The following is a 24,700-nucleotide window of genomic DNA, read 5'->3' as shown; positions in this document are numbered from 1 at the left end:
CCGTCCGGGGGTGGTATGACCTGGGTCACTGTTTACATGATGGCAGGCGACCGGTCCGTAATGAGGAGGGCACATGTCGGCAACCAGTGCTACCGAGAGGTTCCGGGCGGCCCGGGACTTCCTGCTGGAGCACCGCGAGGACTACGAGCGGGCCTACGCCGGCTTCCGCTGGCCCCGGCCGGACCACTTCAACTGGGCCCTTGACTGGTTCGACGTCATCGCCGAGAACAACGACCGCACCGCCCTGCACATCGTGGAGGAGGACGGGCGGCGCACCGAGGTGTCCTTCGCGGCGATGTCGGAGCGCTCCGACCGGGCCGCCAACTGGCTGAAGGCACAGGGCGTACGGGCGGGCGACCGCGTCCTCGTGATGCTCGGCAACCAGGTCGAGCTGTGGGAGACCGCCCTCGCCGCGATGAAGCTGCGCGCCGTCGTCATCCCCGCCACCCCGCTCCTCGGCCCCGCCGACCTGCGCGACCGGGTGGAGCGCGGCCGGGTGCGCCATGTGCTGGCGCGGGACGCGGACACCGCGAAGTTCGACGAGGTCCCCGGGGACTACACCCGGATCGCGGTCGGCGAGGAGGTGGCGGGCTGGTTGCCGTACGCGGGGGCGGCCGAGGCGTCCGCCGCGTTCACACCGGGCCGGGAGACGGACGCGGACGAGCCGCTGATGCTCTACTTCACCTCCGGCACCACCGCCAGCCCCAAGCTGGTCGAGCACACCCATGTGTCCTACCCCGTGGGCCACCTGTCGACGATGTACTGGATCGGACTGAGGCCGGGCGACGTCCATCTGAACATCTCCTCGCCCGGCTGGGCCAAGCACGCCTGGTCCAACCTCTTCGCCCCGTGGACGGCCGAGGCCACCGTCTTCATCTTCAACTACTCCCGCTTCGACGCGGGCCGCCTGATGGCCGAGATGGACCGCTCGGGCATCACGAGCTTCTGCGCCCCGCCGACCGTCTGGCGCATGCTCATCCAGGCCGACCTGAGCCAGCTGAAGGTCCCGCCGCGCGAGGTCGTCGCGGCCGGTGAGCCGCTGAACCCGGAGGTCATCGAGACGGTCCGGCGGGAGTGGGGCGTCACCATCCGCGACGGGTTCGGCCAGACGGAGACCGCTGTCCAGGTCGCCAACACCCCCGGTCAGCTCCTCAAGACCGGCTCCATGGGACGGCCGAGCCCCGGCTTCACCGTCGAACTGCTCGACCCGGTCAGCGGACAGCCCGGGGCGGCCGAGGGCGAGATCTCCCTCGATCTGGCCGACCGCCCCGTCGGCCTGATGACCGGCTACCACGGCGACCCGGACCGCACCGCCGAGGCGATGGCGGGCGGCTACTACCGCACCGGGGACATCGGCGCCCGTGACGCGGACGGCTACATCACCTATGTGGGCCGCGCCGACGACGTGTTCAAGGCCTCCGACTACAAGATCTCCCCGTTCGAGCTGGAGAGCGCCCTGCTGGAGCACGAGGCGGTCGCCGAGGCCGCCGTCGTACCCGCCCCCGACCCGCTCCGCCTCTCTGTCCCCAAGGCGTACGTCGTCCTCGCGGAGGGCTGGGAGCCGGGACCGGACACCGCGAAGGTCCTCTTCGAGCACTCCCGGGCGGTCCTCGCCCCGTACAAACGCGTCCGCAGGCTGGAGTTCGCGGAGCTGCCCAAGACCGTGTCGGGCAAGATCCGCCGCATCGAACTGCGGGAACGCACCGCCCTGGGCTCCGGCGCCGAGTTCGACGAGGGGGACCTCACGTGAGCACCCAGTCGTACGCGCACGGCGTCGGCTCCACCGCGCTGCTCGGCGACACCATCGGCCGCGACCTCGACCGGACGGCCGCGGCACATGGCGACCGGGAGGCGCTGGTCGACATGGCCTCGGGCCGACGCTGGACGTACACCCAATTCGTTTCGGACGTCCACGTGTTGGCCCGCGCCCTGATGGCGTCGGGGGTGGCGAAGGGCGACCGGGTCGGCATCTGGGCGGTCAATTGCCCGGAGTGGGTGCTCGTGCAGTACGCCACGGCCCGGATCGGGGCCGTCATGGTCACCATCAACCCCGCCTACCGCGCCCACGAGGTGGAATTCGTCCTCCAGCAGGCCGGCGTCTCCTTGCTGGTCGCTTCCCTCTCCCACCGCACCAGCGACTACCGCGCCCTCGTGGAACAGGTCCGCTCCACCTGCCCCGACCTGCGCGCCGTCCACTACATCGGCGACCCGTCCTGGGACGAGCTGACCGCGGCCGCGCCCGCCGTCACCCGGGCGCAACTGGCAGCCCGTGAGGCGGAGTTGTCATGCGACGACCCGATCAACATCCAGTACACCTCCGGCACCACGGGCTTCCCCAAAGGGGCGACGCTTTCCCACCACAACATCCTCAACAACGGGTATTTCGTCGGGGAGACGATCGCGTACACGGAGGCCGACCGGATCTGTCTCCCGGTCCCCTTCTACCACTGCTTCGGCATGGTGATGGGGAATCTCGCCAGCACCTCGCATGGTGCCTGCATCGTGATCCCCGGGCCGTCCTTCGAGCCCGCAGCCGTGCTGACCGCCGTCCAGCAGGAGCGCTGCACCTCGCTGTACGGCGTGCCCACCATGTTCATCGCCGAGCTGAATCTGCCGGACTTCGCCGGGTACGACCTCTCCTCGCTGCGCACCGGGATCATGGCCGGTTCGCCCTGTCCGGCCGAGGTGATGAAGCGGGTCGTCGCCGAGATGCACATGGCCGAGGTGTCCATCTGCTACGGGATGACGGAGACGTCCCCGGTCTCCACCCAGACCCGCCGCGAGGACGACCTCGATCGCCGCACCGGCACGGTGGGCCGCGCGCTGCCGCACATCGAGGTCAAGGTCGTCGACCCGGCCACTGGTGTCACGCTGCCGCGCGGCACCGCCGGCGAGCTGCGCACCCGCGGCTACAGCGTGATGCTCGGCTACTGGGACCAGCCCGACCGTACCGCTGAAGTCGTCGACGCCGGGCGGTGGATGCACACGGGGGACCTTGCGGTGATGCGCGAGGACGGATACGTCCAGGTTGTCGGCCGGATCAAGGACATGATCATCCGGGGCGGCGAGAACGTGTACCCGCGGGAGATCGAGGAGTTCCTGTACGGCCATCCAAAGGTCGCCGACGTCCAGGTGGTCGGGGTGCCGCACGAGCGCTACGGCGAGGAGATCCTGGCCTGCGTCATCCCCCGGGACCCCGCCGACCCGCCCACCCTCGAGGAGATCGCCGCATACTGCCGGGAGCGGCTCGCGCACTACAAGATTCCGCGCGGGCTGCGGATCCCGGAGGCCTTCCCGATGACGGTGAGCGGAAAGGTCCGCAAGATCGAACTGCGCGAGGCGTACGCGGACTGGGAACCCGGGTCCGATCCTGGTGCGTCATGCTGACCCCATGACGAGTAGGGGGTGGGCCGTAGCAGCCATGGCCTGGAGCGTGATGACGATGCTGTTCGTGGGGGTAACGTCTAAGCGGTGCTCAGCTCAACCACGTGGACGTCCAGCATCACCCTGAGACACCTCGGGGAGCACACCGCGGCCCCGCCCGGCATCCCGCCCCGCCTAAGCAGAACCGGGCCCTACACCGACTTCGACGCTGGGGCTCCGGCCTATGAGCTGCGGTCCAAGACCGAGGACGGCATGTTCTGTTCCGCCCAGACCACCTTGCCGGTGACCGTGCGGGACGAACCCCAGCGGCGGCACAGCATGTTGATGAGCTGAAGGCCCCGTCCGCCCTCGTCGCTGAGGCCCGCGTGCTGGATCTGGGGCAGGTCGGGGCCGGTGTCCGACACCTCGACGACGAAGCGTTCCCCGCGCAGCAGCCGCAGCTCGCCGGGGCCGTTCCCGTAGCGCAGTGCGTTGCCGACCAGTTCGGAGACGACGAGCTCGGAGACGTCGGCGAGTTCATCGAGCCCCCATGCGGCGAGCTGGCCCGTGACGAGACCACGGGCGACCGAGGCGGCCCGGCCGTCCTGCGGCAGCTCCCACACCCGCAGGTCCCCGGCCGGGAGTGCGGCGCTCGTGGTGACGAGGAGCACCGCCTCGTCGAACCGGGCGGCGGCGGCCGGGGCGCGCTCCACCAAGCCGCCCTTCTCCAGCGACCCGGGCGGCAGGCTCAGCGCCGCCGCACGCAGCCGGTCCAACTGGGCGTCCACGTCCTCGTCCCGGGACTTGATCAGGCCGTCCGTGTACATGACCAGGTGGGCGCCGTCCGGGACGCGCAGCCGCAGGGGTCGTACGGGATCACGCCCGCTCCCAGCGGCGCGCCGGTCGGCACCGGGACGAGGTCGGCGGCGCCCTGCCCGTCGAGGAGCAGCGGCGGCAGGTGCCCGGCGCTCGCCAGCGTGTAGGAGGAGTCGGCGGGGTCGTAGACCGCGCACAGGCAGGTGGAGACCTGCTCGTCCTCCAGGTCGCGGGTGGCCAGGTCGAGCCGCGCGAGGATCCGCTCGGGGGCCATGTCCAGGGTCATCAGCGTGCGGGCCACCGTCCGCAGGCGCCCCATGGTGGCGGCGGCGGGCAGCCCGTGCCCCATCACGTCGCCCACCATCAGGGCCGTCCGTCCGCCGGGCAGGGCCATCACGTCGTACCAGTCCCCGCCCACGCCTTGATGCGCCGCCGCGGGCGCGTACTCGGAGTGCACCCGCAGGCCCGGCGTCGCCGGGGTGCCGCGCGGTAGCAGGGAGCGCTGCAAGGAGACGACGTGCTCGCGCTCCCGCCCGTACAGACGTGCGTTGTCGATGAAGACCGCCGCCTTGGAGGCGAGCTGCTCCGCCAGCGCCAGGTCGGTGGTGGAGAACGGCGGGGTTCCGCGGCCGCGCACGAAGTCGGCGCTGCCGAGCAGCAGCCCCCGGGCGATCAGGGGCACGGCCAGGTAGCTGTGCACGCCGGCGGCACGCAACTGCGCGGCGGCGCTCGCGGTGGGTGCGACGTGGATGAAGTCGTCGTCGCGCATCCTGCTCAGCAGCACCGGCTTGCCCTGCCGGAGGACGTACCGGTGGAGCAGCGTCTCGTGCGGCTGCTTGGCGTGCACGAAGATCTCGCCCACCGGGGTCGGCTCCAGGTTGGAGAGCTCCTCGATGGCGCACAGCGCCGTGGCCCGCATCTGTGGGATGCCGCGTTCGGTCCTTCGGGAGCCCTCGTCGCCCCGCAGGACGCTCTCGAGGATGTCCACGGCCGCCCCGTCGGCGAAGCCGGGCACGGTGAACTCGGCGAGTTCTTGTGCGGTGCGCTCCAGGTCCAGGGTCGTGCCGATGCGGGAATCGGCGGAATTCAGCCAGGCGAGACGGCTGCGCGTGGTGAACCGGTCCGGCGGCAGGACGCCTCTGCCCCGGCGGAACCGCACGTTCGCGCCGACCGCGCGTCGCCCGGCGGAGCCCCGGCCGGGCAGGCGCCGTCTACCACTGCCGGCGTTCACTCTTCCGCCTCCAAAGAGGATTCGACGCCTCTTGGAGCCCAGTGTGCACCGGAAACGGCTGCGGCACCTCCGGGTATCCCTGATGTGGCTCACCTGTGCGGGGACCGTGACCCGGCGCCTGTTGCTGGCCCCCCCTTATCTGGCTCCCGGATTCGACTTCCACGACGAGATGATGAGCGGTGGCGACCGACCACAACGGTCACGATCCGTACAACGGCACATCGGAGGCGGCCACGCATGCGGACCGTGCCGTGGGGGACCTGCTCTTCTTCTGCCCCGCAGAGACCGGGGCGGTCGACGACCTCCTCGCGGCAGCCCTGCCGCGCCGGTCGGGCAGGCGTTCGCGGCGTACCTGTTCATGCTCGGCCCGAAGCCGACGGACGCCGCAGCGGCACGGCGGCCCTTCACGGACTTCGCCGCCGGTCTCGACCCGAGGGGGCCACCGCCGCGGGAGCGCCCGCACACCGCCGCCCCGCGTCGCGCGGGTACGCGATGGCTATCGACTGGTCCTCAGCACTCTCAACTGGACCAACTCCTGACCTGCGGAAGATGGAGGACAGTACGGTCCTTCTCCTGGGGTCGCAGGTCGTAGAAGAAGCTGCGCGGGGGAGCGTGGCGGGGGGCGGGTCAGGCGGCTTCGATGATGTCGGGGCCGCCCCGGGTCGCCGTCGCCCACTCGATGAGCAGCACTTCGTAGGTCGCCGCCTCCACCTCGGACCAGTCCTGTCCGGAGGCGTCGACGAGGGCGCGGATGGCCTCGTTGGCGTGCTCGGCGGCGGGCGCGGGGCGGTCTGCGGGGTGGGAGCTGTCCGGGAGTAAAGCCATGCGCACAGCTTACGTGCCACCACTGACAGCCACGGCTTCCGAAGCCTCCGGGGACCCCGAGGCGTTCGGCACACGCGGGATCCTCCCGGCCCCCGCGGCGCCCGACGGCCGGGCGGTGGAGGTCAGTTCGCGGCGCATGCAGACCCGGGGCCAGCGGTCCAGGCCGTGCTGGGCCTCCTCGGCGCGGATCGCGCGCAGTCCGTCGGTGAGTTCCCGCTCGGCCAGGACGTGGAAGCCGATACGGGCGTAGTACGGCGCGTTCCACGGCACATCGGTGAACGTGGTCAGGGTGAGGGCCGCCATGCCCCGGGCCGCGGCCAGGGCGGCGAGGTGGGCGATCAGCTCCCGGCCGATGCCCCGGCGGGCGGCGGCGGGGTCGACCGAGACCTGCTCGATGTGCAGGGCGTCGTCGACGGGGTCGGCGAGCACGTAGCCGAGCGGCCGGTCGCCGGTGGCGGAGAGGGGATCGGAGGCCACCCAGCAGCGGCCTGCCAGCCGGTAGCTCTCCAGCAGGTCGAGCGGGGGCGGATCGTCGTCGGCCACGAAGGCCATGCCCAGGTCCCGGAACGGTTCCCCTGCGGCGCGCTCGATGTCCTGGAGCAGCGGGAGATCCGAGCGTCTGGCGGAGCGGATACGCATGTACTCAGTGTGCCGCGCCGGGCGGCGGACCGGTACGCCGTGGCCGGATATGGATGTCCGGCCGACAGCACCCGGGCACGAGCGTGCTCCCCGGAGCTCCTTACGGAGTCGCACCCCGAGCTCCTTACGGAGTCGCACCCCGAGCTCCTTACGGAGTCGCACCCCGGGATCCTCGCGTTCGGCACCGCGCCACCCGGCCCTTCGCCGTTGCCGCCGCATCACGCGCCCGTGCTCACCAGCTCGTCCGCGGGGCAGTTCACCGGCTGCGGGGTCCCGGTGAGGTCCATGACGAAGAGCGGGAGGCCGACGCCGTCCGCGCGGTCCCGAGCCTCGGCCCCGTATCCCGCGAGGGAGAAGAACACGCCGGTCACCGACGCGCCCAGCGCGTTGAGCCAGAGGGTCTCGACCGCGCGCAGCCTCGTCGGCCGGGTGCTGGAGTCGACCCGCGCGATCAGCCCGTCGGCCCGCAGGTCGATGCCGGAGGCCGGGCCCGCCCCGGGCCGGCCGACGTCGCGGTAGCCCAGCCAGGTCAGATAGAGGCCGGCCGCGCTCACCGCGTCGTGGCCCGTGCGGATCGTCATCGGCCGGAAGGCCGGGCGCGGGTGCGCGGCAGTGCGCGGGAGAGGGATGTGAGCGGGGGAGACCGGCGGGGCCGGGGCCGGCGCGGCGGCCACCGGGCGCACCGGTATCCGCAGGACGGTCCCGCACGGACAGCACAGCTCGGGCTGGGGCCACTGATTCTCCCGGGCGCAGGACGCGCAGCGGACGGTCACCCACGCGTCGTTCCAGCTGCGGTGGGTGACCAGGACCGCCGGGGCGTCCCGCAGCAGCGGCGGTGCGCCGGGCGTCCCGCACGGGCAGGGGTAGGCCGGTGTGCTGTACGCGTGGTCCCGGCCGCAGACAGGGCACCGTACCGGCACGAACTCCACGATCGTCTCCCTCCGGCACGGACGGCGCGGCCGACTGCGCTCCGTGCCTCCCTCGTTACGCCATCGTCCCCCAGTAGCGAGGCCCTGGGGAGGGGGTTTGCGGACTTCCATGGGGGCGGGCGGCCGTCCGCGCCCTTGACGGGGGTCGCCGCACGTTTTAGATTGCTTCCGTATAGCAGAACTGAATTTCCGTAATGCGGAATTGGTGCTCTCAGGTGGCGCGACAGAGCCCGACTCCACCAATCCCGAGCAGGAGCACTCAATGCCTCGTATGACCGCTGCCCGAGCGGCAGTTGAGATCCTCAAGCGCGAAGGCGTCAGCAACGCGTTCGGTGTGCCGGGTGCGGCGATCAACCCCTTCTACGCGGCCCTCAAGGCCTCCGGCGGGGTGCAGCACACACTGGCCCGGCACGTCGAGGGCGCCTCCCACATGGCCGAGGGCTACACCCGGGCCAAGGCCGGCAACATCGGCGTCTGCATCGGCACATCGGGCCCGGCGGGCACCGACATGATCACCGGTCTGTACTCCGCCATCGCCGACTCCATCCCGATCCTCTGCATCACCGGCCAGGCCCCGACCGCCGTGCTGCACAAGGAGGACTTCCAGGCCGTCGACATCGCGTCGATCGCCAAGCCGGTCACCAAGGCGGCGACGACCGTCCTGGAGGCCGCGCAGGTCCCCGGCGTCTTCCAGCAGGCCTTCCACCTGATGCGCACCGGCCGGCCCGGCCCGGTCCTCATCGACCTGCCGATCGACGTCCAGCTCACGGAGATCGAGTTCGACCCCGAGCTGTACGAACCCCTCCCGGTCCACAAGCCCGCGGCCTCCCGCAAGCAGATCGAGCGGGCGATCCAGATGCTGAACGCCTCGGAGCGCCCGGTGCTCGTCGCGGGCGGCGGCATCATCAACGCCGACGCCTCCGAACTCCTGGTGGAGTTCGCCGAGTTGACCGGCGTCCCGGTCATCCCGACGCTGATGGGCTGGGGCATCCTCCCCGACGACCACGATCTGAACGCCGGCATGGTGGGCCTCCAGACCTCGCACCGCTACGGCAACGCGAATTTCCTGGAGTCCGACTTCGTCCTCGGCATCGGCAACCGCTGGGCCAACCGCCACACCGGCAAGCTGGACGTCTACACCCAGGGCCGCACCTTCGTGCACGTCGACATCGAGCCCACCCAGCTCGGCAGGATCTTCGCCCCGGACCTCGGCATCGCCTCGGACGCCAAGGCCGCGCTGACGCTCTTCGTCGAGGTGGCGCGCGAGCTGAAGGCCGCGGGCGAGCTGAAGGACCGCTCGGCGTGGGCCGCCTCCACGCAGGAGCGCAGGGCGACCCTCCAGCGCCGGACCCACTTCGACAACGTGCCGCTCAAGCCGCAGCGCGTGTACGAGGAGATGAACCGGGCGTTCGGCCCCGAGACCCGTTACGTCACCACGATCGGGCTCTCCCAGATCGCCGGCGCGCAGATGCTGCACGTCTACAAGCCGCGTCACTGGATCAACTGCGGCCAGGCGGGCCCCCTCGGCTGGACGATCCCGGCCGCGCTGGGCGTCGCCACCGCGGACCCGGACGGCACGGTCGTCGCGCTCTCCGGCGACTACGACTTCCAGTTCATGCTGGAGGAGCTGGCCGTCGGCGCGCAGCACCGCATCCCGTACGTCCACGTCCTGGTGAACAACTCCTACCTGGGGCTCATCCGCCAGGCGCAGCGCAACTTCGACATCGACTTCCAGGTCAACCTGGAGTTCGAGAACCTCAACTCCCCGGAGCTGGGCGTCTACGGCGTCGACCACGTCAAGGTCGTCGAGGGACTCGGCTGCAAGGCGATCCGGGTCACCGAGCCGGACCAGCTGCTGCCGGCCTTCGAGGAGGCGAAGAAGCTCGCCGCGGAATTCCGGGTGCCGGTGGTCGTGGAGGCGATCCTGGAGCGGGTCACGAACATCGCGATGAGCGGCAGTGACATCGCGTCGGTCAACGAGTTCGAGGACATCGCCACGGACGCGTCCCACGCGCCCACCGCGATCCGCCCCCTGACGGCGTCCTGACGGACCCGTCCCCCGACGAGGGCCCCTGCCCCGGAGCGAACCTCCGGGGCAGGGGCCCCAAGGGCTGTCCCCCAATTCCCGGCGGGCGCGCGACGACAGCTACGGCACCTCGCCGCGTTGTCGGAACATCCGCATACATCCAGTATGCGGACGTCCCTCCGCCTTGCGATGCACCGCATCTGACGCCGCGCGCTGATCCACCGGGAATTGAGGGACAGCCCTTGGCCATGTCCCGGGCCTTCCGACAACCCACCCGGCGGCATGATGACCCGGGCCAGGACTTCGGCCCTCCACGTCCTTCCCTCCACCGCAGAGCGCCCTATCACTCGAACGAGGGACGCAACATCGGGCCATGCTCGCGCGGTAGCGGAGGTGGCCTACGAGCCACCCTCCGTGCGGGCACTCCGCTACTCCGGACGAACGGCAGCGGTCACCTGCCGGGGGGATCCGCCGGCGCCGGGCCGAGGACCGCGCGATTCAGGCCTGCTGCGGCCTCCTCGCACGTGACCGGATTACGGCGCCCGTGCGGCGGGACGCGGTGTCCTGGTCAGGAACGCGGATTCTCCGCGGGAACCGCTGGGGAGGGTGTCGGACGCGGTCGGGCGGAGGCAGCTCCCGGAGTCGGCCCGACGCCACCCGTCGACCCCCGACGCGTCCCAGGCGCCCGCCCAACGGGCGGCGACGCACAACCGAAGAAGGAGATGTCCAAGCATGTCCACAGTCACGACGTCCGGAACCTGGACCGCTGTCAGCCCTGCCCCGCCCAACCTCTCGGGTCTCAGCACCGACCATGTCCAGTGGGGTGTTCCCGTCGGCGGAGGCAAGAGCGGCTACGTGTTCGCCGGCGGGACGATCGAGGTGAAGGCCGACGGCTCCGAGTTCACGCTGGGCACCTTCACCCACCAGAACTTCCCCATCCAGGGCGGGGCGAACAACCAGTTCGACGTCGATCTCGCGGTGCGCGTCCGGTTCGAGGAGGACGACACCGACCGCGACTTCAGCTTCCGTTTCCACCACTTCGAGACGCCCAACGACGGCCCCACCCCCGACGACGAGGTCGACCTGCCCACCAGGGTCTCCCCGGAGAGCGTGACCATCGACGGCGAGGAGTACGCCGTCGTGATCACGGGCTTCAAGCAGAACGGCCAGATCGTCAACAAGTTCATCAGCCCGGAGAACGGCGCCAACAGCGCCCACATCGTCGCCGCGCTCTCTCGGGTGGGTGCCCCGGACGTGGTCATCTCCGACATCCACTACAAGGGTGCGGTCAAGCGCACGCAGGCCGACGAGTACGTCGAGATCGTCAACCGGGGCACGGCCGCCGCGGACATCTCCGGCTGGACCCTCTTCGCCGATGACCCCGGCCAGAACTTCGCCTTCCCGCCGAACACCGTGCTCCAGCCCGGCCAGCGGATCCGCATCTACACCAACGAAGTGCACCCGGAGTGGGGTGGTTACGTCTACGGCAGTGGACGCCCCCTCTGGAACGACAAGGGCGACACCGCCCGCCTCCGCGACACCGACGACACGGTCGTCTCCGACTACAGCTACGGCGCCGGGGCCCCCTGATCCCGGGGCTCGGGCCCATACGCGCGAAAGGGCGCGGAGTACGGGACCGTATCCGTACTCCGCGCCCTCGTTCGGGGAGCGACAGAGGTGTCGCCGGGTGACAGGGACCGCGGCGGCGGCGATCGGCCCGGGGGAGGGCGTCTCCTTCAGGTCAGGAGACGGTCCCCGGGTCCTTCACCACCGCACTGGCATCGCTCGACCGCCGCGGCCTCGTCGTCCTGCCCGTGCCGCGCGGCACCCCTCATCCGGGTGCGCGGTACGGGCAGGGTCCAGGGGGAAGCTCAGTCCTCGCGCAGCGCGCGGACGGCCTCCTCGACACGCTTGCCGTAGTCGGCGTCGGCGGCGTGGAAGTGGGCGAGGTTCTTCTCGATCACGTCGTCGCGGGTGACCTGCGAGAGGCCTCCGGCGATGTTCGCGACCAGGCGGCCCTTCTCGTCCTCCGACATGAGCCGGAAGAGTTCGCCCGCCTGGAAGAAGTCGTCGTCCTTGGTGTGAGCGGGCGCCTCGTGCGTGCCCGTCCAGCCGTGGATCGCCAGCGGGGCGGCGAGCGCCGCGTCGGTCTGCGCCGGACCGGCGTACGAGTTGGGCTCGTAGTTCTTGTCGTGGCGCGAGCCGTTGCGGGTCGCGTGGACGCCGTCGCGGCCGTAGTTGTCGACGACGGCGGTGCGCGGCGCGTTCACCGGCAGGTGGGTGTGGTTGACGCCCAGGCGGTAGCGGTGCGCGTCCGCGTAGGCGAACAGCCGGCCCTGGAGCATCTTGTCCGGGGACGGGCCGATGCCGGGCACGAAGTTGTTCGGGGAGAACGCGGCCTGCTCGACCTCGGCGAAGACGTTGTCCGGGTTGCGGTCCAGGACCAGGCGGCCGACCCGCTGAAGCGGGTAGTCGCCGTGCGGCCACACCTTGGTGAGGTCGAACGGGTTGAACCGGTAGTCGGCGGCGTCGGCGGCCGGCATCACCTGGACGTGCAGCGTCCAGGAGGGGTTGACGCCGCGCTCGATGGCCTGGAGCAGGTCCGTCTGGTGGGAGTTGGCGTCCTTGCCGACGAGCTCGGCGGCCTGCTCGCTGGAGAGGGAGCGCACGCCCTGGTTCGTCTTGAAGTGGTACTTGACGAAGAAGGCCTCGCCCGCGGCGTTCGTCCACTGGTAGGTGTGCGACCCGAAGCCGTTCATGTGACGGTACGAGGCGGGGATGCCGCGGTCGCCCATCAGCCAGGTGACCTGGTGGGTGGCTTCGGGGGAGTGGCCCCAGAAGTCCCAGACGTTGTCCGGCTCCTGCTTGCCCGTGAACGGGTCGCGCTTCTGCGAGTGGATGAAGTCGGGGAACTTGATGGGGTCCTTGATGAAGAACACCGGGGTGTTGTTCCCGACCAGGTCGTAATTGCCCTCGTCCGTATAGAACTTGAGGGCGAAACCGCGCGGGTCGCGGACCGCGTCCGCGCCGCCGAGCGAGTCGGCGACGGTCGAGAAGCGGATGAACGTCTCGGTGCGCTTGCCCACCTCGGAGAGGAAGTCGGCGCGGGTGAAGCCCGTGACGTCGTCGGTGACCTCGAAGTAGCCGTACGCGCCGGAACCGCGGGCGTGCACCACGCGCTCCGGGATGCGCTCACGGTTGAAACGGGCGAGCTTCTCCAGGAGGTGCTGGTCCTGGAGGAGGATCGGTCCACCCGCACCGGCGGTGGCGGAGTTCTGGTTGTCGGCGACCGGGGCGCCTGACTCGGTCGTGAGCACACGCTTAGCCATGTGGCGGGATGACCTTTCGTACGAGCTGCTGACGGCTTGAGGAGCGTAGATTCGCCGCGAGACAACGTCAACAGTTTGTTGAAAACGAAGTGTGTGGTTCCGGGCCGCGGCAGCGCCTGGGCGCGACAGGACAGGTGTCAGCGCCACCGCGGCCCGGAGATCAGGGGGCCCGTCGTGCGGGCCGTGGCCCCGTACGAGGCCAGGGGCTCCTCGCGGAGCGAGGTGGTCAGACCTGGGAGCCGGACAGCCGCTCGACCGAGCGCAGCAGCGCCGAGTGGTCCAGGCCGCCGTCGCCCTGGGCGCGCAGCGAGGCGACCAGCTGGGCGACCACGCCGCCGACGGGCAGGGCCGCGCCGACGTTGCGGGCGGCGTCCGTGACGATGCCCATGTCCTTGTGGTGCAGGTCGATCCGGAAGCCGGGGGCGAAGTCCCGCTTCAGGAAGTTGTCCTTCTTGCGGGTCAGCACGGTCGAGCCGGCGAGGCCGCCGTTGAGGACGTCCAGGGCGGCGGCGAGGTCGACGCCGGACTTCTCCAGGAAGACCACGGCCTCGGCGCAGGCCTGGATGTTGACCGCGACGATCAGCTGGTTGGCCGCCTTCACCGTCTGGCCGGACCCGTGCGGGCCGCAGAGCACGATGGTCTTGCCCAGTGCCTCCAGCAGCGGCTTCGCGGCGTCGAAGTCCGCCTGCTCACCGCCGACCATGATGGACAGGACCGCCTCGATGGCGCCGGCCTCGCCGCCGGAGACCGGCGCGTCCAGGACCCGGATGCCCTTCTCGGCCGCGTTCTTGGCGAGGTCCACGGAGGTCTGCGGGGTGATGGAGGACATGTCCACCAGCAGGGCGCCGCGCTTGGCGTTCTCCAGGATGCCGTCGGGGCCGTAGGCGATGGCCTCGACCTGCGGGGAGGCGGGCACCATCGTGATGACGACGTCCGCGTCCTTGACCGCGTCCGCGATCGAGGAGGCGCCGTTGCCGCCGGCCGCGACCAGGCGGTCGACCTTGTCCTGCTCCAGGGTGTATCCGGTGACGTCGTAACCGGCCTTGACCAGGTTCTCGGACATGGGGGAGCCCATGATGCCGAGGCCGATCCACGCAACCTTGGGGAGGTTGTTGCTCATGAGGGTGCCTTCCTGAAAAACGTGTTTACGTAAGGGGGTTGGGCGCGACGCAGGGTCGGCCCGGCCCGCCCGCGACCGGTCAGCGGGCCGCTCGGGCCGACGCCGGGAGCCAGTCGAAGGACTCCGCGCTCGGCCGGTCGCCGGGCTTGTACTCCAGGCCGACCCAGCCCGCGTACCCGGCGTCCTTCAGCTCGTCGAGGAGCTGCTCCAGCGGCAGCGAGCCGGTGCCCGGCGCGCCGCGGCCAGGGTTGTCGGCGATCTGGACGTGGCCGGTCTTCGCGGCATACGCCTTGACGACCTGGCTCAGGGCCTCGCCGTTCATCGAGAGGTGGTACAGGTCCAGCAGGAACTTGGCGTTCCCGAGACCCGTCGCGGCGTTCACCTTGTCGACGACTTCGATCGCGGCCGGTGCGCTGACCAGCGGATAGAGCGGCGACTCCGGCTTGTTGAGGGTCTCGACGAGGAGGATCGCCCCGATCCGGTCCGCCGCGCGGGCGGCCAGCACCAGGTTCTCCAGGGCGAGCGCGTCCTGCACCTGCGGGTCCGCGCCCTCGACGCGGTTGCCGTACAGCGCGTTGAGCGCCGTGCAGCCGACCGAGGCGGCGAAGTCGGCCGCCACCTCGATGTTGGCCCGGAAGCGGTCCGACTCCGTGCCGGGCACGGAGAGCGCCCCGCGGTCGGGGCCGGGCAGCTGTCCGGCGTAGAAGTTCAGCCCCACCAGCTGGGTGCCGGCGTCGTCGAGCGCCTTCTTGAGGGCGTCGAGCTCAGCCTGCGGAGGGGTGGGGGTCTCGATCCAGGGCCACCACAGCTCGACCGCCGTGAAGCCCGCCGCGGCGGCTGCCGCGGGTCGCTCCAGGAGCGGGAGTTCCGTGAAGAGGATCGAAAGGTTCACATCGAAGCGCTGGTCCGGGTATCCCATGAGGATGTCGGCGCTCCTTCCGTATTGCGGAAGTTAGTTTCTGCTTAACGGAAGATTGCCCGGAGGGTGGCGGGGCTGTCAAGGGGTGCCGGAAAATTCGCCCCGGCCGACGGCGTACGGAATCGGTGGCGCGGGTGCCTTTGGGCATACGAAAGCGGGGCGGGGGCCGCCCTCGACCCCCGCCCCGCCCGGCTCTCACGCCGTACGGCCCCCGCTATCCGGCCGGAACCGTGTCCTCGAAGCTTGTCCCCGCACCCCGGTACGCCCCGACCATCGCGTTGACCTGTGCCGGAGTGAGCACCTGGTCCTTCACGTGCAGGACGTAGTCCACCTGCTGGTCGTAGGCGCGGGGCGTGGTGCTCGGCTGCCCCTGCAGGTCGATCAGCCACTGGTTGAAGTTGATCGACATCGGCCGCTCGGGCAGGTAGGCCGCCCCGTGCGTCCCGAAGTGCTGCCCGTCGACGTAGTACGTGATCCGGTCGTCGTCGATGGTCACCACCAGGTCGTGCCAGCCCGCGTACGACTGCCGGACCTCGCTGTGCGCGTTGACCGCCTCCCACGGGTCGGGCCGGTAGGTCTCCCACGACGTCGCGTAGAAGATGTTCGCGGGCTCGCCCCAGCCGCCGTTGGGCAGATACTCGAAGTCGTACTCCGCGTAGTCGTCCGCCATCGGCGCCTTCAGATCGTTGATCGTGAAGAACGTCTGCACGATCCGGTCGCCGTCCGGACCCGAGCGCGGCGCGTCACTGAACTTCACCCGGGACGCGTACGTCCCGTTCTTGAACTTCATCGACTTGGTCAGGATCTCGGTGTGCTTCGTCGAGGCCCCCGTGCCGGCCGTCGATGTCTCCAGGTTCATCACCGAGTTTCCGCCCTGGTCGGCGAAGGTCACGTTCTCCGGGGCCCAGGTCGCGCCCGGAACCCCGGGGCCGCCGGAGTTGGACCGGACGCTCCAGCCGTTCGCGTTGATCTCGGGGTCGGTGTGGGAGCCGTAGTCGAAGTCGTCGAACAGCGTCGGCGCGTCGCCCGGCGGGTCCGTCGGGTCCGGCGGGTCGGTCGGGCCGTTGCCCCCGGGAGCCTCGCCCCACACGGTCGCCCCGGAGACATGGGCGGTCACTCTGGACCAGTCTCCGTACGCCGTCCTGTCCGCGCCGAAGGAGTAGTCGTCGGACTGGACGAGCGAGGCCCAGGAGCTCTGGTGGAAGCGGAGCTGCATGTCTCCGGTGTCCGCCCCCGGCGCCAGCGAACCGGCCCCGGCGGTGAAACCGATCTCCAGATAGCGGTCCGCGGTGGAGGTCGGCTTCGCGAGCGTCCCGAACGTGCCGGTGATGTTCGCGCACCCCTTCACCGCCCAGGAGCAGGCGAAGCGGTAGGCGGCGGAGGCCGCGTCGGCCTTGAAGTAGTAGCGCACCTTGACGCTGCTCAGCGGTACGGAGGTGGAGCCGGTGTTACGGACCTTCAGCCACGGCTCGCTCTGGTCGGCGCTCGCGCCGGACGCGCTGGTGCGGTACTGGACGACGATCCCGTCCGCCGCGGCGTTGGCCGAGGACGGCAGCGCGGCCAGACCGGTGGCGGCCAGGGCCACGGCGGCGGCCGAGGCGGCGGCGGTGCGCAGTCTGGACCCGCGCGGATTCCTGCGTGATGTGTTCACGGGTGTGTTCCTCTCCGGAACGGTGGTGGGGGAGTGGCTACGAGTGGGGTCGCGCTGTTCCTGAGGACGGGGACGGGGACGCGTACGCGGCTGTCGCGAGCGACCGCGCGTCCAGCGGGCGGTAGGGGACGCCCAGGGCGTCCAGCCGGGCGGTGTGGTGGCGCAGCCGCTCGACGAACCCAGGCCAGTCGCCGCGCCCGCCGGACCAGGACCGGTCGGCCAGCGCGCAGAGCCGTGGGTAGCTGAGGTACTCGATCTCCTCGGGGGTGCGGGCGTACTCGGTCCACAACTGGGCCTGCGTCCCGAGCACCCGCGCCCGGTCCGCCTCCGGCCAGTCCAGCGGCGCCGGTTCGTAGTCGTGGACCGTGCGCAGCGGGACCGGCGACCCGGGCTGGGCCACCGGCTCGGACGGGTCGCCGGACTGGGCGTAGTCGAGGTAGGTCGCCCGGTGGTGCGCGGCGATCACCTGATGGCCCCGGTGGGCGGCGGCCCGGGCGTGCGAGGAGTCGCGCCAGGTCATCACCGTGAATTCCGGAGGGAGTTCGGCGCCGTTCTCGACCCAGCCGAGCGGAATCCGGCCGCGCTCCACGAGGAACGCCCCGACCCGCCCCATGAACCAGCCGTGCAACGCCGCCGGGTCCGCGAGCCCCAGCGCCGCCGCGCGTTTCCGGGCGGCCGGGCTCTCCTCCCACTCGGTGGTCGGGCACTCCTCGCCCCCGATGTGGAGGTACGGAGACGGGAAGACGTCCATCACCTCCTCCAGCACGGCCCGGCAGAAGGCGAAGACCTCCTCGTGCACGCCGAGGATCGTGTCGCACACCCCCCAGCGGGTCCACACGTCCAGCTCACGCCCGGGGTGGTTGCCCAGCTCCGGGTAGGCGGCGAGCGCCGCCCGCACATGGCCGGGCATCTCGATCTCCGGTACGACGGTGACCCCGCGCTCCGCCGCGTACCGCACCAGGCCCCGCAACTCCGCCTTGGTGTACGACCCTTCGTGCGGCACCGCGTCGAAGTGCGCCCCGTCCGGGCCGGTCGGGCCCTTCTGCGACCGGGCCCGCCGGGAGCCGACCGAGATCAGCCGGGGGTAGGCGTCGACCGGCATCCGCCAGCCCTGGTCGTCGGTGAGGTGGAGGTGCAGGACGTTCAGCTTGTGCAGCGCCAGCAGGTCCACGTACCGGCGCAGATAGCCGACCGGCTGGAAGCGCCGCGCCACGTCCAGCATCGCCCCGCGCCACGGCCGGTCCGGCACGTCGGTGATCTCGACGCACGGCAGCTCCCAGGACCCGGCCCCCGACGCACCGCCCGACAGGGCCTCGGCGGGCAGGAGCTGGCGGATCGTCTGGACGCCCCGGAGCAGCCCGGTGAGATGGGCCGCGCGCAGTTGGAGGGCCTGCGGGGCGACCGTCAGCCCGTACCCCTCCTCGCCGAGGCCGCCGAGCCGCTCGTCCAGGGCGAGGACGACCCGGCCGTCCGACGCCGGGGCGAGAGGGAGTCCGGCCGCGCGGCCGACCAGGGAGCGCAGCAGGTCCGCCGCCGGCTCCGCGCCCGGCAGCGCCCGGACGGTGGTGTCCCGGTCGAGGGTGAGCCGGCCGCCGAGCGAGGAGACCTTGGTGGGCCGGGGAAGGAGGGCGAGGTCGGGGCGCGATGCGGGCACGGCGGTCTCCGGATTCGGTTCGCGGACGGGAGGGGGGTGGGCGTCTTCCGCTGCTCAGCCCTTGACGGCGCCGGCGGCGAAGCCGGACGTGACATGGCGCTGGAGCAGCAGGAAGATCACCAGGGCGGGCAGCGCGAAGAGGGTGGAGGCGGCCATCGTGGCGCCCCAGTCGGTCCCGAAGGTGTTCTGGAAGGACGACAGCCACACCGGCAGCGTCCGGTTGTCCTGCTGCTTGATGATCAGGAAGTTGGCGTAGGCGAACTCGTTCCAGGCGGTGATGAAGCCGAACAGCGAGGTCGCCATGAGCCCCGGCGTCAGCAGCGGCATCGCCACCCGCCAGAACGCCCCGGTCCGCGTACACCCGTCGACCTGCGCGGCCTCCTCCAGCTCGGGTGGGATCGTCCCGATGAAGCCGCGCAGCACCACGACGGTGAACGGCAGCGTGATCATGAAGTAGATCAACGTCAGGGTCGGCAGCCGGTCGAGCATGTCGGTGTCCCGGGAGATGATGTAGATCGGGATGATCAGCGACTCCCAGGGCGCCATCTGCGCGATGAAGATCATCAGCATGAACTGCCGCCGGCCCTTCCACCGCATCCGCGCCACGGCGTACGCCGCGCCCAGCGCCACCAGCAGCGCCAGCAGCACCGCCCCCAGCGTGACCAGGATGCTGTTGCGCCAGAACAGCGCGAACCCGTCGGCCTCCACCGCCCGTCGGAAGTGGTCGAGCGTCCAGGTGTGCGGGAAGAGCCGCGGGTCGGGGGACCGGATGTCCTTGGACGGCTTGAAGGCCGTGGAGATCATCCAGTAGACGGGGAAGAGGCAGACGACGACGGTCACGGCGGCGGCGATGTTCAGCGGAAGGCGCCGGAGCCGACGGCGTACGGCAGGTGGGTTGTTCATCGGGTCTCGTCCTCCTGGCGGAGCATCTGGCGGAAGTACAGGACGAGCACCCCGGACATCAGGACCACGGTGACCATCGAGGCCGCGGAACCCAGGTCGTACCGCTGACTGGAGAGCGCCGTCTGGACCGCGTAGACGGGCAGGATCGTCGTGGCGTCACCCGGGCCGCCCCGTGTCATCACCCAGATCTGGACGAACGCCTTGAAGGTCCAGATCACCTCCAGCGAGACGACCAGCAGGAAGATCGGCCGCAGTATCGGGAAGGTGACCGAACGGAAGATCCGCGCCGCGCCCGCCCCGTCCAGCCGCGCCGACTCGTACAGCTCCAGGGGCACGGTGGTCAGCGCCGAGTACAGGGTGATCGCGGCGAACGGCACCGACTGCCAGACGATCAGCGTCACCAGGATGGCGAAGGCGGCCGTGCCGTTCGCGAACCACGGGTAGCGGTCGAAGGACTCGAGGCCGAGCGAGGTCAGCGACTGGTTGACGATGCCGAACTCCGAGTGGAACAGCCACTGGAAGACCGTGGTCGCCGCCACCACCGGCATCGCCCAGGCCAGCACCAGCGAACACAGCACCACCGTCCGCCCGATCCGGCCCAGCCGCTCCACCATCAGGGCGACCAGGGTGGCGATCACCATGATCAGGACGACGTTGAGCGCCATGAAGAGGAAGGTGCGGCGCACCACCTCCCAGAACCGGGGATCCGCCAGCAGCGTCCGGTAGTTCCGCAGCCCGACGAACTCCGCGTCTCCGGTGATCAGTTGGCGTAGCCGGAAGTCCTGGAACGAGATCAGGACGGCCCGCACCAGCGGGTAGACCAGCAGATACAGCATGCCGCCGACGGCGGGGGCGATCAGTGCGTACGGCCAGAGGCTCTGCGCCCTGCCCCGCGGGGACGGGCTCTTGCGCCCGGCGAGGCGCGGGACGGGACGCCGCCGGGGTGTGCGGGGTGCGGTCCGTTGGTCGACGACCGGCACGGCACGCCTCCTTCCGTGCTGCTGTGGTGGCTCGCGCTGTCGTGGTGGCGCGAGCAACGGCGGTGGCGGATCGAGGTCAGGAGCCGGCGTTCATGGCCCGGGTGATGTCGGCCGAGGCCTTCGCCGCTTCCTTCGCCGCATCGCCCCCGGTGAGCACGGCCGTCATGTAGTCCTTGATCGGGTTCTCGGCCTCGACCGCCGCCCAGCCCGGGGTGTTGGGCGTCGCGTGCCCGTTGGCCGCGCCGACCGCCATCGCGGAGGCGCCCGGGTCGTCGGCCACGGCGGAGGCCAGCGAGGTCCGGTTCGGCACGTAGCTCATGGCGACGGCGAGCTTCTTCTGCCAGGTGTCCCCGGTCAGCTCCTTGATGAAGGCGACCGCCTCGTCGGGGTGGGCCGCCGCGGCCGGCACGACGAGGTCGGAGCCGCCGGTGAAGACCGCGCCCGGGGTCTCCGCGGTCTTGCCCGGGATCGGGAAGAAGGCCAGCTTGCCCGCAAGTTGGGGGTTCTGCTCCGCGATGACCTTGGCCCCGCCGGGGGTCTGGATGACCTGCGCCACCTGCCCCTGGGCCATCACCTCGGCCTGCGGCGGGTCGTCCTCGTCGGAGTCCTTGGGGCCCTTGCCGAGCGCCTGGAGCTCCTTGTAGAACGCCATGCCGCGCAGCGCCTCGGGGGTGTCCAGCGCGCCGGACCACTTCCCGTCGGACTCCGCGGCGAGGTCGCCGCCCTCGTCCCAGATGAACCCGGCCAGCGCGTACCACAGCTGTCCGGGCAGGTAGATGCCCTGCGTGCCGCCCTTGTTGAGCTTGGTGGTGGCGTCGATCCACTGCTCACGGGTCTTGATCGCCGTGGCGTCGACACCCGCCTTCTCGAAGAGGTCGGTGCGGTAGACGACCACCCGGTTCGCCGCGTAGTACGGGATGCCGTACTGCTTGCCCTCGTAGGATCCCGGCTCGGCCAGGCCGCTCAGCCAGTCCCCGCCGTTCAGCTCCTCGGTGCGGTCGCTGAGGTCGAGCAGTCCGCCGCTCTCCGCGAACTGCGCCACCTGGGTGTTGCCCGCCTCGATGACGTCCGGGGCGTCATTGCTGGCCAGGGCGGCGGTGATCTTCTCGCCGATCCCGTCCCACTCCTGGATCTGGACCTTCACGTCGATCGTCGGGTGGCGCTTCTCGAAGTCGGCGGCGAACTCCTTCTGGAACCGGTCCGAGACGCTGTCGCGCATCAGCCAGACGTCCACCGTCGTCCGGCCGCCCCCGTTTCCGGAGTCCGTTCCGGACGACGGACTACAGGCGCTGAGCACGGCGGTCAGGACGAGCACGGACCCACTGGCGAGCAAGCGGTACTTCATGGGTTCACCTCGGAAGCGGAAGGGATCGGACGTACCTGACGAGGCCTGACCACCTGACCAGTTGCGTCCACTGGACAGCTCACCTCTCGATGGGGGTTGAAGGTGGCATAGACCAATGAGCACGTCAACCCCCTCTGTACTAGGGGGGTTTGATGATCTGCGTGCCGCCGACTCGCTGATGTCGCGCACGGATGGCGCTACACTTCGCCTGACCAGCAGACCAGTTGGGCCGTAGTGGTTGTCAACTAGTAAGAGAATTCGACCCGTCGGGAGGGGAACGCGTGGACGAGGGCGTGCCGGGGACGGTGCTCAAACGGGAGCGGACCCGCGATGCCGTGCTGGAGCTGATCGAGTCGCGCAGCCCCGGGGACGCCATCCCCTCGGAGCGCGCCCTGTGTGCCCTGCTCGGCGTGTCGCGGCCCACCGTGCGTGCGGCGGTCGACGAGCTGGTCGCCGCCGGGCTCCTGGTGCGCGAGCACGGCCGGGGCATGTTCGTCGCCCCCGCCAAGATCACCCAGGAACTGGTCGCCGGGGACCGTGCGTTGAGCGTGCCGCAGGCGGCGGGCGCCTGGTCGAGCCGACTGCTGGAGTTCACCACGCTCCAGGCGGGGGCCCGCGTCGGCCGCAAGCTGCGGATGTCGCCCGCCGCCGAGATCGTCTACGTGGCGCGGCTGCGGCTGGTCGACGGTGCGCCGATGGCCATCGAGCACCTGCACATCCGGGCCGAGCTGGTGCCGGGCCTCAGCGCGCGGGAGCTGGAGAGCGGCGACCTGTACGAGCATCTGCGCTCCACGCACGGGGTGCACGTCCACGAGGCCGTCCAGGCCATCGAGCCCACCGTCGTCACCCGCGCCGAGGCCGGGCTCCTCGACGTGCCGGAGCTGTCGCCTGCGCTGCTCTTCGAGCGACTGACCTCCGACACGTCGGGCCGCCCGGTGGAGTACGTCCACTCGCTGTACCGGGGCGACCGCTATCGGATCGTCTCCCGGCTCGCGCTCGGCCCGGCGGCCGAGGTCGCCCCCGACCGGGAGGGTCACCACCCGGGCATCCCGCCGGGGGACTTCGCCCACGGCGACGCCATCGCCTCCTCGACCAGGGGGGACATCCAGGCAGGCGGCTGACCGCCGACCTCCGATCGCGTTGCGCAGCGCGCAACCGCGGTTGCACCTCTTGTCGAAAGGCCGCCGACGGGCCAGGGTGGCGGACGCATCCGAAGCAGCCGAACCCCCACACGAGGTGCCTCGCATGAACCCAGCCCTCCACCCGAGCCCCGACCCCGACCGTTCCGCACACGGTGGCCGCGCCGCCTCCGCATCGGCGTCCCCGTCCGCGCCCGCCTCCGGCCTCCCCAGCCGCCGAGGCCTCCTGGGCGGTCTGCTGGCCGGAGCCGCCCTGGCCGCCGCCGCCCCCGCCCACGCCGCCCCCGCCCACGCCGCGCCGGCCCGAGCCGGGGCCCGCCCGGCCGCCATGCCCGCCCCGCCCGCCGGCCCGCGCGCCACCCGCCCGCTGCTCCTCGGCACGTACACCTCCGAGGCAGGAGGTGGCGCGGGCATCGGCACCGCCGCGTACGACACCGGCACCGGCGCGATCACTCCCGGCCCGGTGATCACCGGCGTCGAGAACCCCTCCTACCTGGCCCCGCACCCCTCCGGCGCCACCGTCTACGCGGTCGCCGAGCAGGGCGCGGGCGCGGTCACCGCCGTGGCGATCGCGCCGGACGGGACGTACGAGGTGCTCGGCAGCCGCCCCACCGGCGGCTCCGGCCCCACCCACCTCTCCGTCCACCCCTCCGGACGCTGGCTGTTGAGCGCCAACTACACCTCCGGCAGCGTCGCCGTCCACCCGATCGCCGGGGACGGCTCCCTGGGGGAGCGGACGGACCTGGTCACCCACGGCTCGCCGCCGCCGGGACCCGGTCAGGGTGGACCGCACGCCCACCAGATCGTCACCTCGCCCGACGGTGGTCACGTCCTCGCCGTCGACCTGGGTACCGACACCGTGTACACGTACGCGCTCGACGAGTCGGCAGGGACGCTCACCGAGGTCTCCCGGGCCGCTCTGGCTCCCGGCTCCGGCCCCCGCCACCTGGCCTTCCATCCCGGCGGGCGCTTCGCGTACCTGGCCTGCGAGCTGGACGACACCATGGTCGTCTGCGGGTACGACCCCGCCACCGGCGCTCTCACCCCGGGGCCCGGGCAGTCCACCGGCACGGGATCCGGCACCAGCTACCCCGCCCAGCCGGTGGTCACCGGGGACGGGGCGTACGTCTACCTCGCCAACCGGGGTCACAACAGCCTCACCCGTTACGCCGTGGAGAGCGACGGGGCGGTCCTGCGACTGCTCGACACCGTGCCCGTCGGCGGCGACTGGCCCCGACAGCTGGCCCTGTCCCCGGACAGTTCCCTGCTCTTCGCCGCCAACCAGCGCTCCTCGACCGTCACCGTGTTCGGGATCGGCCCCGACGGCTCCCTGACCGGTGCGGGCGGCCCCTTCCCGGCTCCGGTCGCGGTCTGCGTCCTGCCGCTTCCGTAACCACCGCGGCCGGGGCCCCGCGCGCACCGGAGCGGGGCCCCGTCCAGCGGTTACAGTCGTGGCCGAGCCGCGCGCCCGCACCCGCGGCGAGGACATCAAGGAGGCACAGTGCGCTTGAGGGTGGAATTCACCACCGAGCCGTTCGATCTCGACGAGGCGCCCGCCCACGCGGTGGTCGCCCGCGAGGTGATCCAGGGCGCCGGGCTCGACGCCGTCGACGTCGGCCCCTTCGGCAACACCGCGGAGGGGGGCGCGGACGAGGTGCTCACCGCCGTGGACTCCCTGCTGCGGCGGGCCCTGGCCTCGGGCGCCACCCGGGTCTCGCTCCAGGTGAACGTGATCGAGGGGGACGCGTCATGACCGGATCCGTCGATCACCCCCCTGCTGCCGCCGAGATCCCCGCCGGGTCCGACAACCCTTCGGCAACGCTCGACCACC

The 24,700-nt window shown here is 71.1% G+C and carries 18 protein-coding genes and 1 pseudogene; 7 read left to right on the top strand and 12 right to left on the bottom strand.

The features are described 5' to 3' along the window. Window positions 1-73 precede the first annotated feature (73 nt). The gene (locus AC3CH1_RS05615) at window positions 74-1,750 is read left to right on the top strand and encodes an AMP-binding protein (RefSeq protein WP_488461841.1); all 1,677 of its coding nucleotides are present in this window, start codon (window positions 74-76) and stop codon (window positions 1,748-1,750) included. Further along, window positions 1,747-3,387, top strand: a complete 1,641-nt coding sequence (locus AC3CH1_RS05610; protein WP_488461840.1) for an AMP-binding protein — start codon at window positions 1,747-1,749, stop codon at window positions 3,385-3,387. Before AC3CH1_RS05615 ends, AC3CH1_RS05610 begins: the two co-directional genes overlap by 4 nt. A 218-nt stretch (window positions 3,388-3,605) precedes the next feature. Here the strand turns inward: AC3CH1_RS05610 and AC3CH1_RS05605 are convergent. The 4 genes and pseudogenes from AC3CH1_RS05605 to AC3CH1_RS05590 form a co-directional block, all read right to left on the bottom strand. Beyond that, window positions 3,606-5,410, bottom strand: a pseudogene (locus AC3CH1_RS05605) (ATP-binding SpoIIE family protein phosphatase). Between the two features lie 627 nt (window positions 5,411-6,037). Continuing rightward, on the bottom strand, window positions 6,038-6,235 hold the full coding sequence (locus AC3CH1_RS05600; protein WP_488461839.1) for a hypothetical protein: 198 nt from the start codon (window positions 6,233-6,235) through the stop codon (window positions 6,038-6,040). A 9-nt stretch (window positions 6,236-6,244) separates the two neighbouring features. Then, entirely contained in the window at window positions 6,245-6,874 is a 630-nt protein-coding gene (locus AC3CH1_RS05595) for a GNAT family N-acetyltransferase (RefSeq protein WP_488461838.1), read from the bottom strand. Between the two features lie 218 nt (window positions 6,875-7,092). Next, window positions 7,093-7,803 carry a hypothetical protein gene (locus tag AC3CH1_RS05590; protein WP_488461837.1) on the bottom strand — a complete coding sequence of 237 codons (711 nt, stop codon included), beginning with the start codon at window positions 7,801-7,803 and terminating at the stop codon, window positions 7,093-7,095. 262 nt (window positions 7,804-8,065) lie between these two features. On the opposite strand from AC3CH1_RS05590, the gene gcl reads away from it, so the two are divergent. Then, on the top strand, window positions 8,066-9,850 hold the full coding sequence (gene gcl / locus AC3CH1_RS05585) for a glyoxylate carboligase (RefSeq protein ID WP_488461836.1): 1,785 nt from the start codon (window positions 8,066-8,068) through the stop codon (window positions 9,848-9,850). A 711-nt stretch (window positions 9,851-10,561) separates the two neighbouring features. After that, a complete protein-coding gene (locus AC3CH1_RS05580) occupies window positions 10,562-11,419 on the top strand; it encodes a choice-of-anchor K domain-containing protein (protein ID WP_488461835.1) in 858 nt (285 codons plus the stop codon). Between the two features lie 281 nt (window positions 11,420-11,700). Here the strand turns inward: AC3CH1_RS05580 and AC3CH1_RS05575 are convergent, their stop codons facing one another. From AC3CH1_RS05575 to AC3CH1_RS05540, 8 genes are all read right to left on the bottom strand, one after another. Further along, window positions 11,701-13,158, bottom strand: a complete 1,458-nt coding sequence (locus AC3CH1_RS05575) for a catalase (RefSeq protein WP_488461834.1) — start codon at window positions 13,156-13,158, stop codon at window positions 11,701-11,703. Between the two features lie 226 nt (window positions 13,159-13,384). After that, window positions 13,385-14,278: a 2-hydroxy-3-oxopropionate reductase gene (locus tag AC3CH1_RS05570; protein ID WP_488461833.1), complete on the bottom strand. Its 894-nt coding sequence runs from the start codon at window positions 14,276-14,278 to the stop codon at window positions 13,385-13,387. A gap of 79 nt (window positions 14,279-14,357) precedes the next feature. Next, a complete protein-coding gene (locus tag AC3CH1_RS05565) occupies window positions 14,358-15,197 on the bottom strand; it encodes a TIM barrel protein (protein ID WP_488461832.1) in 840 nt (279 codons plus the stop codon). 214 nt (window positions 15,198-15,411) lie between these two features. Next, window positions 15,412-16,848, bottom strand: a complete 1,437-nt coding sequence (locus tag AC3CH1_RS05560; RefSeq protein ID WP_488461831.1) for a cellulose binding domain-containing protein — start codon at window positions 16,846-16,848, stop codon at window positions 15,412-15,414. Between the two features lie 37 nt (window positions 16,849-16,885). Continuing rightward, window positions 16,886-18,502: a beta-N-acetylhexosaminidase gene (locus tag AC3CH1_RS05555; RefSeq protein ID WP_488461830.1), complete on the bottom strand. Its 1,617-nt coding sequence runs from the start codon at window positions 18,500-18,502 to the stop codon at window positions 16,886-16,888. Window positions 18,503-18,556: 54 nt separating this feature from the next. Next, a complete protein-coding gene (locus tag AC3CH1_RS05550; protein ID WP_488461829.1) occupies window positions 18,557-19,405 on the bottom strand; it encodes a carbohydrate ABC transporter permease in 849 nt (282 codons plus the stop codon). Then, complete coding sequence (locus AC3CH1_RS05545; protein WP_488461828.1) at window positions 19,402-20,385, bottom strand: carbohydrate ABC transporter permease; 984 nt, start codon at window positions 20,383-20,385, stop codon at window positions 19,402-19,404. Before AC3CH1_RS05545 ends, AC3CH1_RS05550 begins: the two co-directional genes overlap by 4 nt. A 76-nt stretch (window positions 20,386-20,461) precedes the next feature. Beyond that, the gene (locus AC3CH1_RS05540) at window positions 20,462-21,730 is read right to left on the bottom strand and encodes an extracellular solute-binding protein (protein WP_488461827.1); all 1,269 of its coding nucleotides are present in this window, start codon (window positions 21,728-21,730) and stop codon (window positions 20,462-20,464) included. A 281-nt stretch (window positions 21,731-22,011) separates the two neighbouring features. Between AC3CH1_RS05540 and AC3CH1_RS05535 the strand changes: the two genes are divergently transcribed. The 3 genes from AC3CH1_RS05535 (at window position 22,012) to AC3CH1_RS05525 (ending at window position 24,622) form a co-directional block, all read left to right on the top strand. Further along, a complete protein-coding gene (locus AC3CH1_RS05535) occupies window positions 22,012-22,851 on the top strand; it encodes a GntR family transcriptional regulator (protein ID WP_488461826.1) in 840 nt (279 codons plus the stop codon). Window positions 22,852-22,975: 124 nt separating this feature from the next. Continuing rightward, window positions 22,976-24,262 carry a lactonase family protein gene (locus tag AC3CH1_RS05530; RefSeq protein WP_488461825.1) on the top strand — a complete coding sequence of 429 codons (1,287 nt, stop codon included), beginning with the start codon at window positions 22,976-22,978 and terminating at the stop codon, window positions 24,260-24,262. Between the two features lie 108 nt (window positions 24,263-24,370). Then, window positions 24,371-24,622 (top strand): YkoF family thiamine-binding protein, encoded by a 252-nt coding sequence (locus AC3CH1_RS05525; RefSeq protein WP_215110004.1) that lies wholly within the window; start codon window positions 24,371-24,373, stop codon window positions 24,620-24,622. The last annotated feature ends 78 nt before the right edge of the window (window positions 24,623-24,700 follow it).

The sequence above is a fragment of the Streptomyces sp. MGP-P1 genome (assembly GCF_057766565.1).
This window is presented reverse-complemented; position numbering and strand designations above follow the sequence as displayed.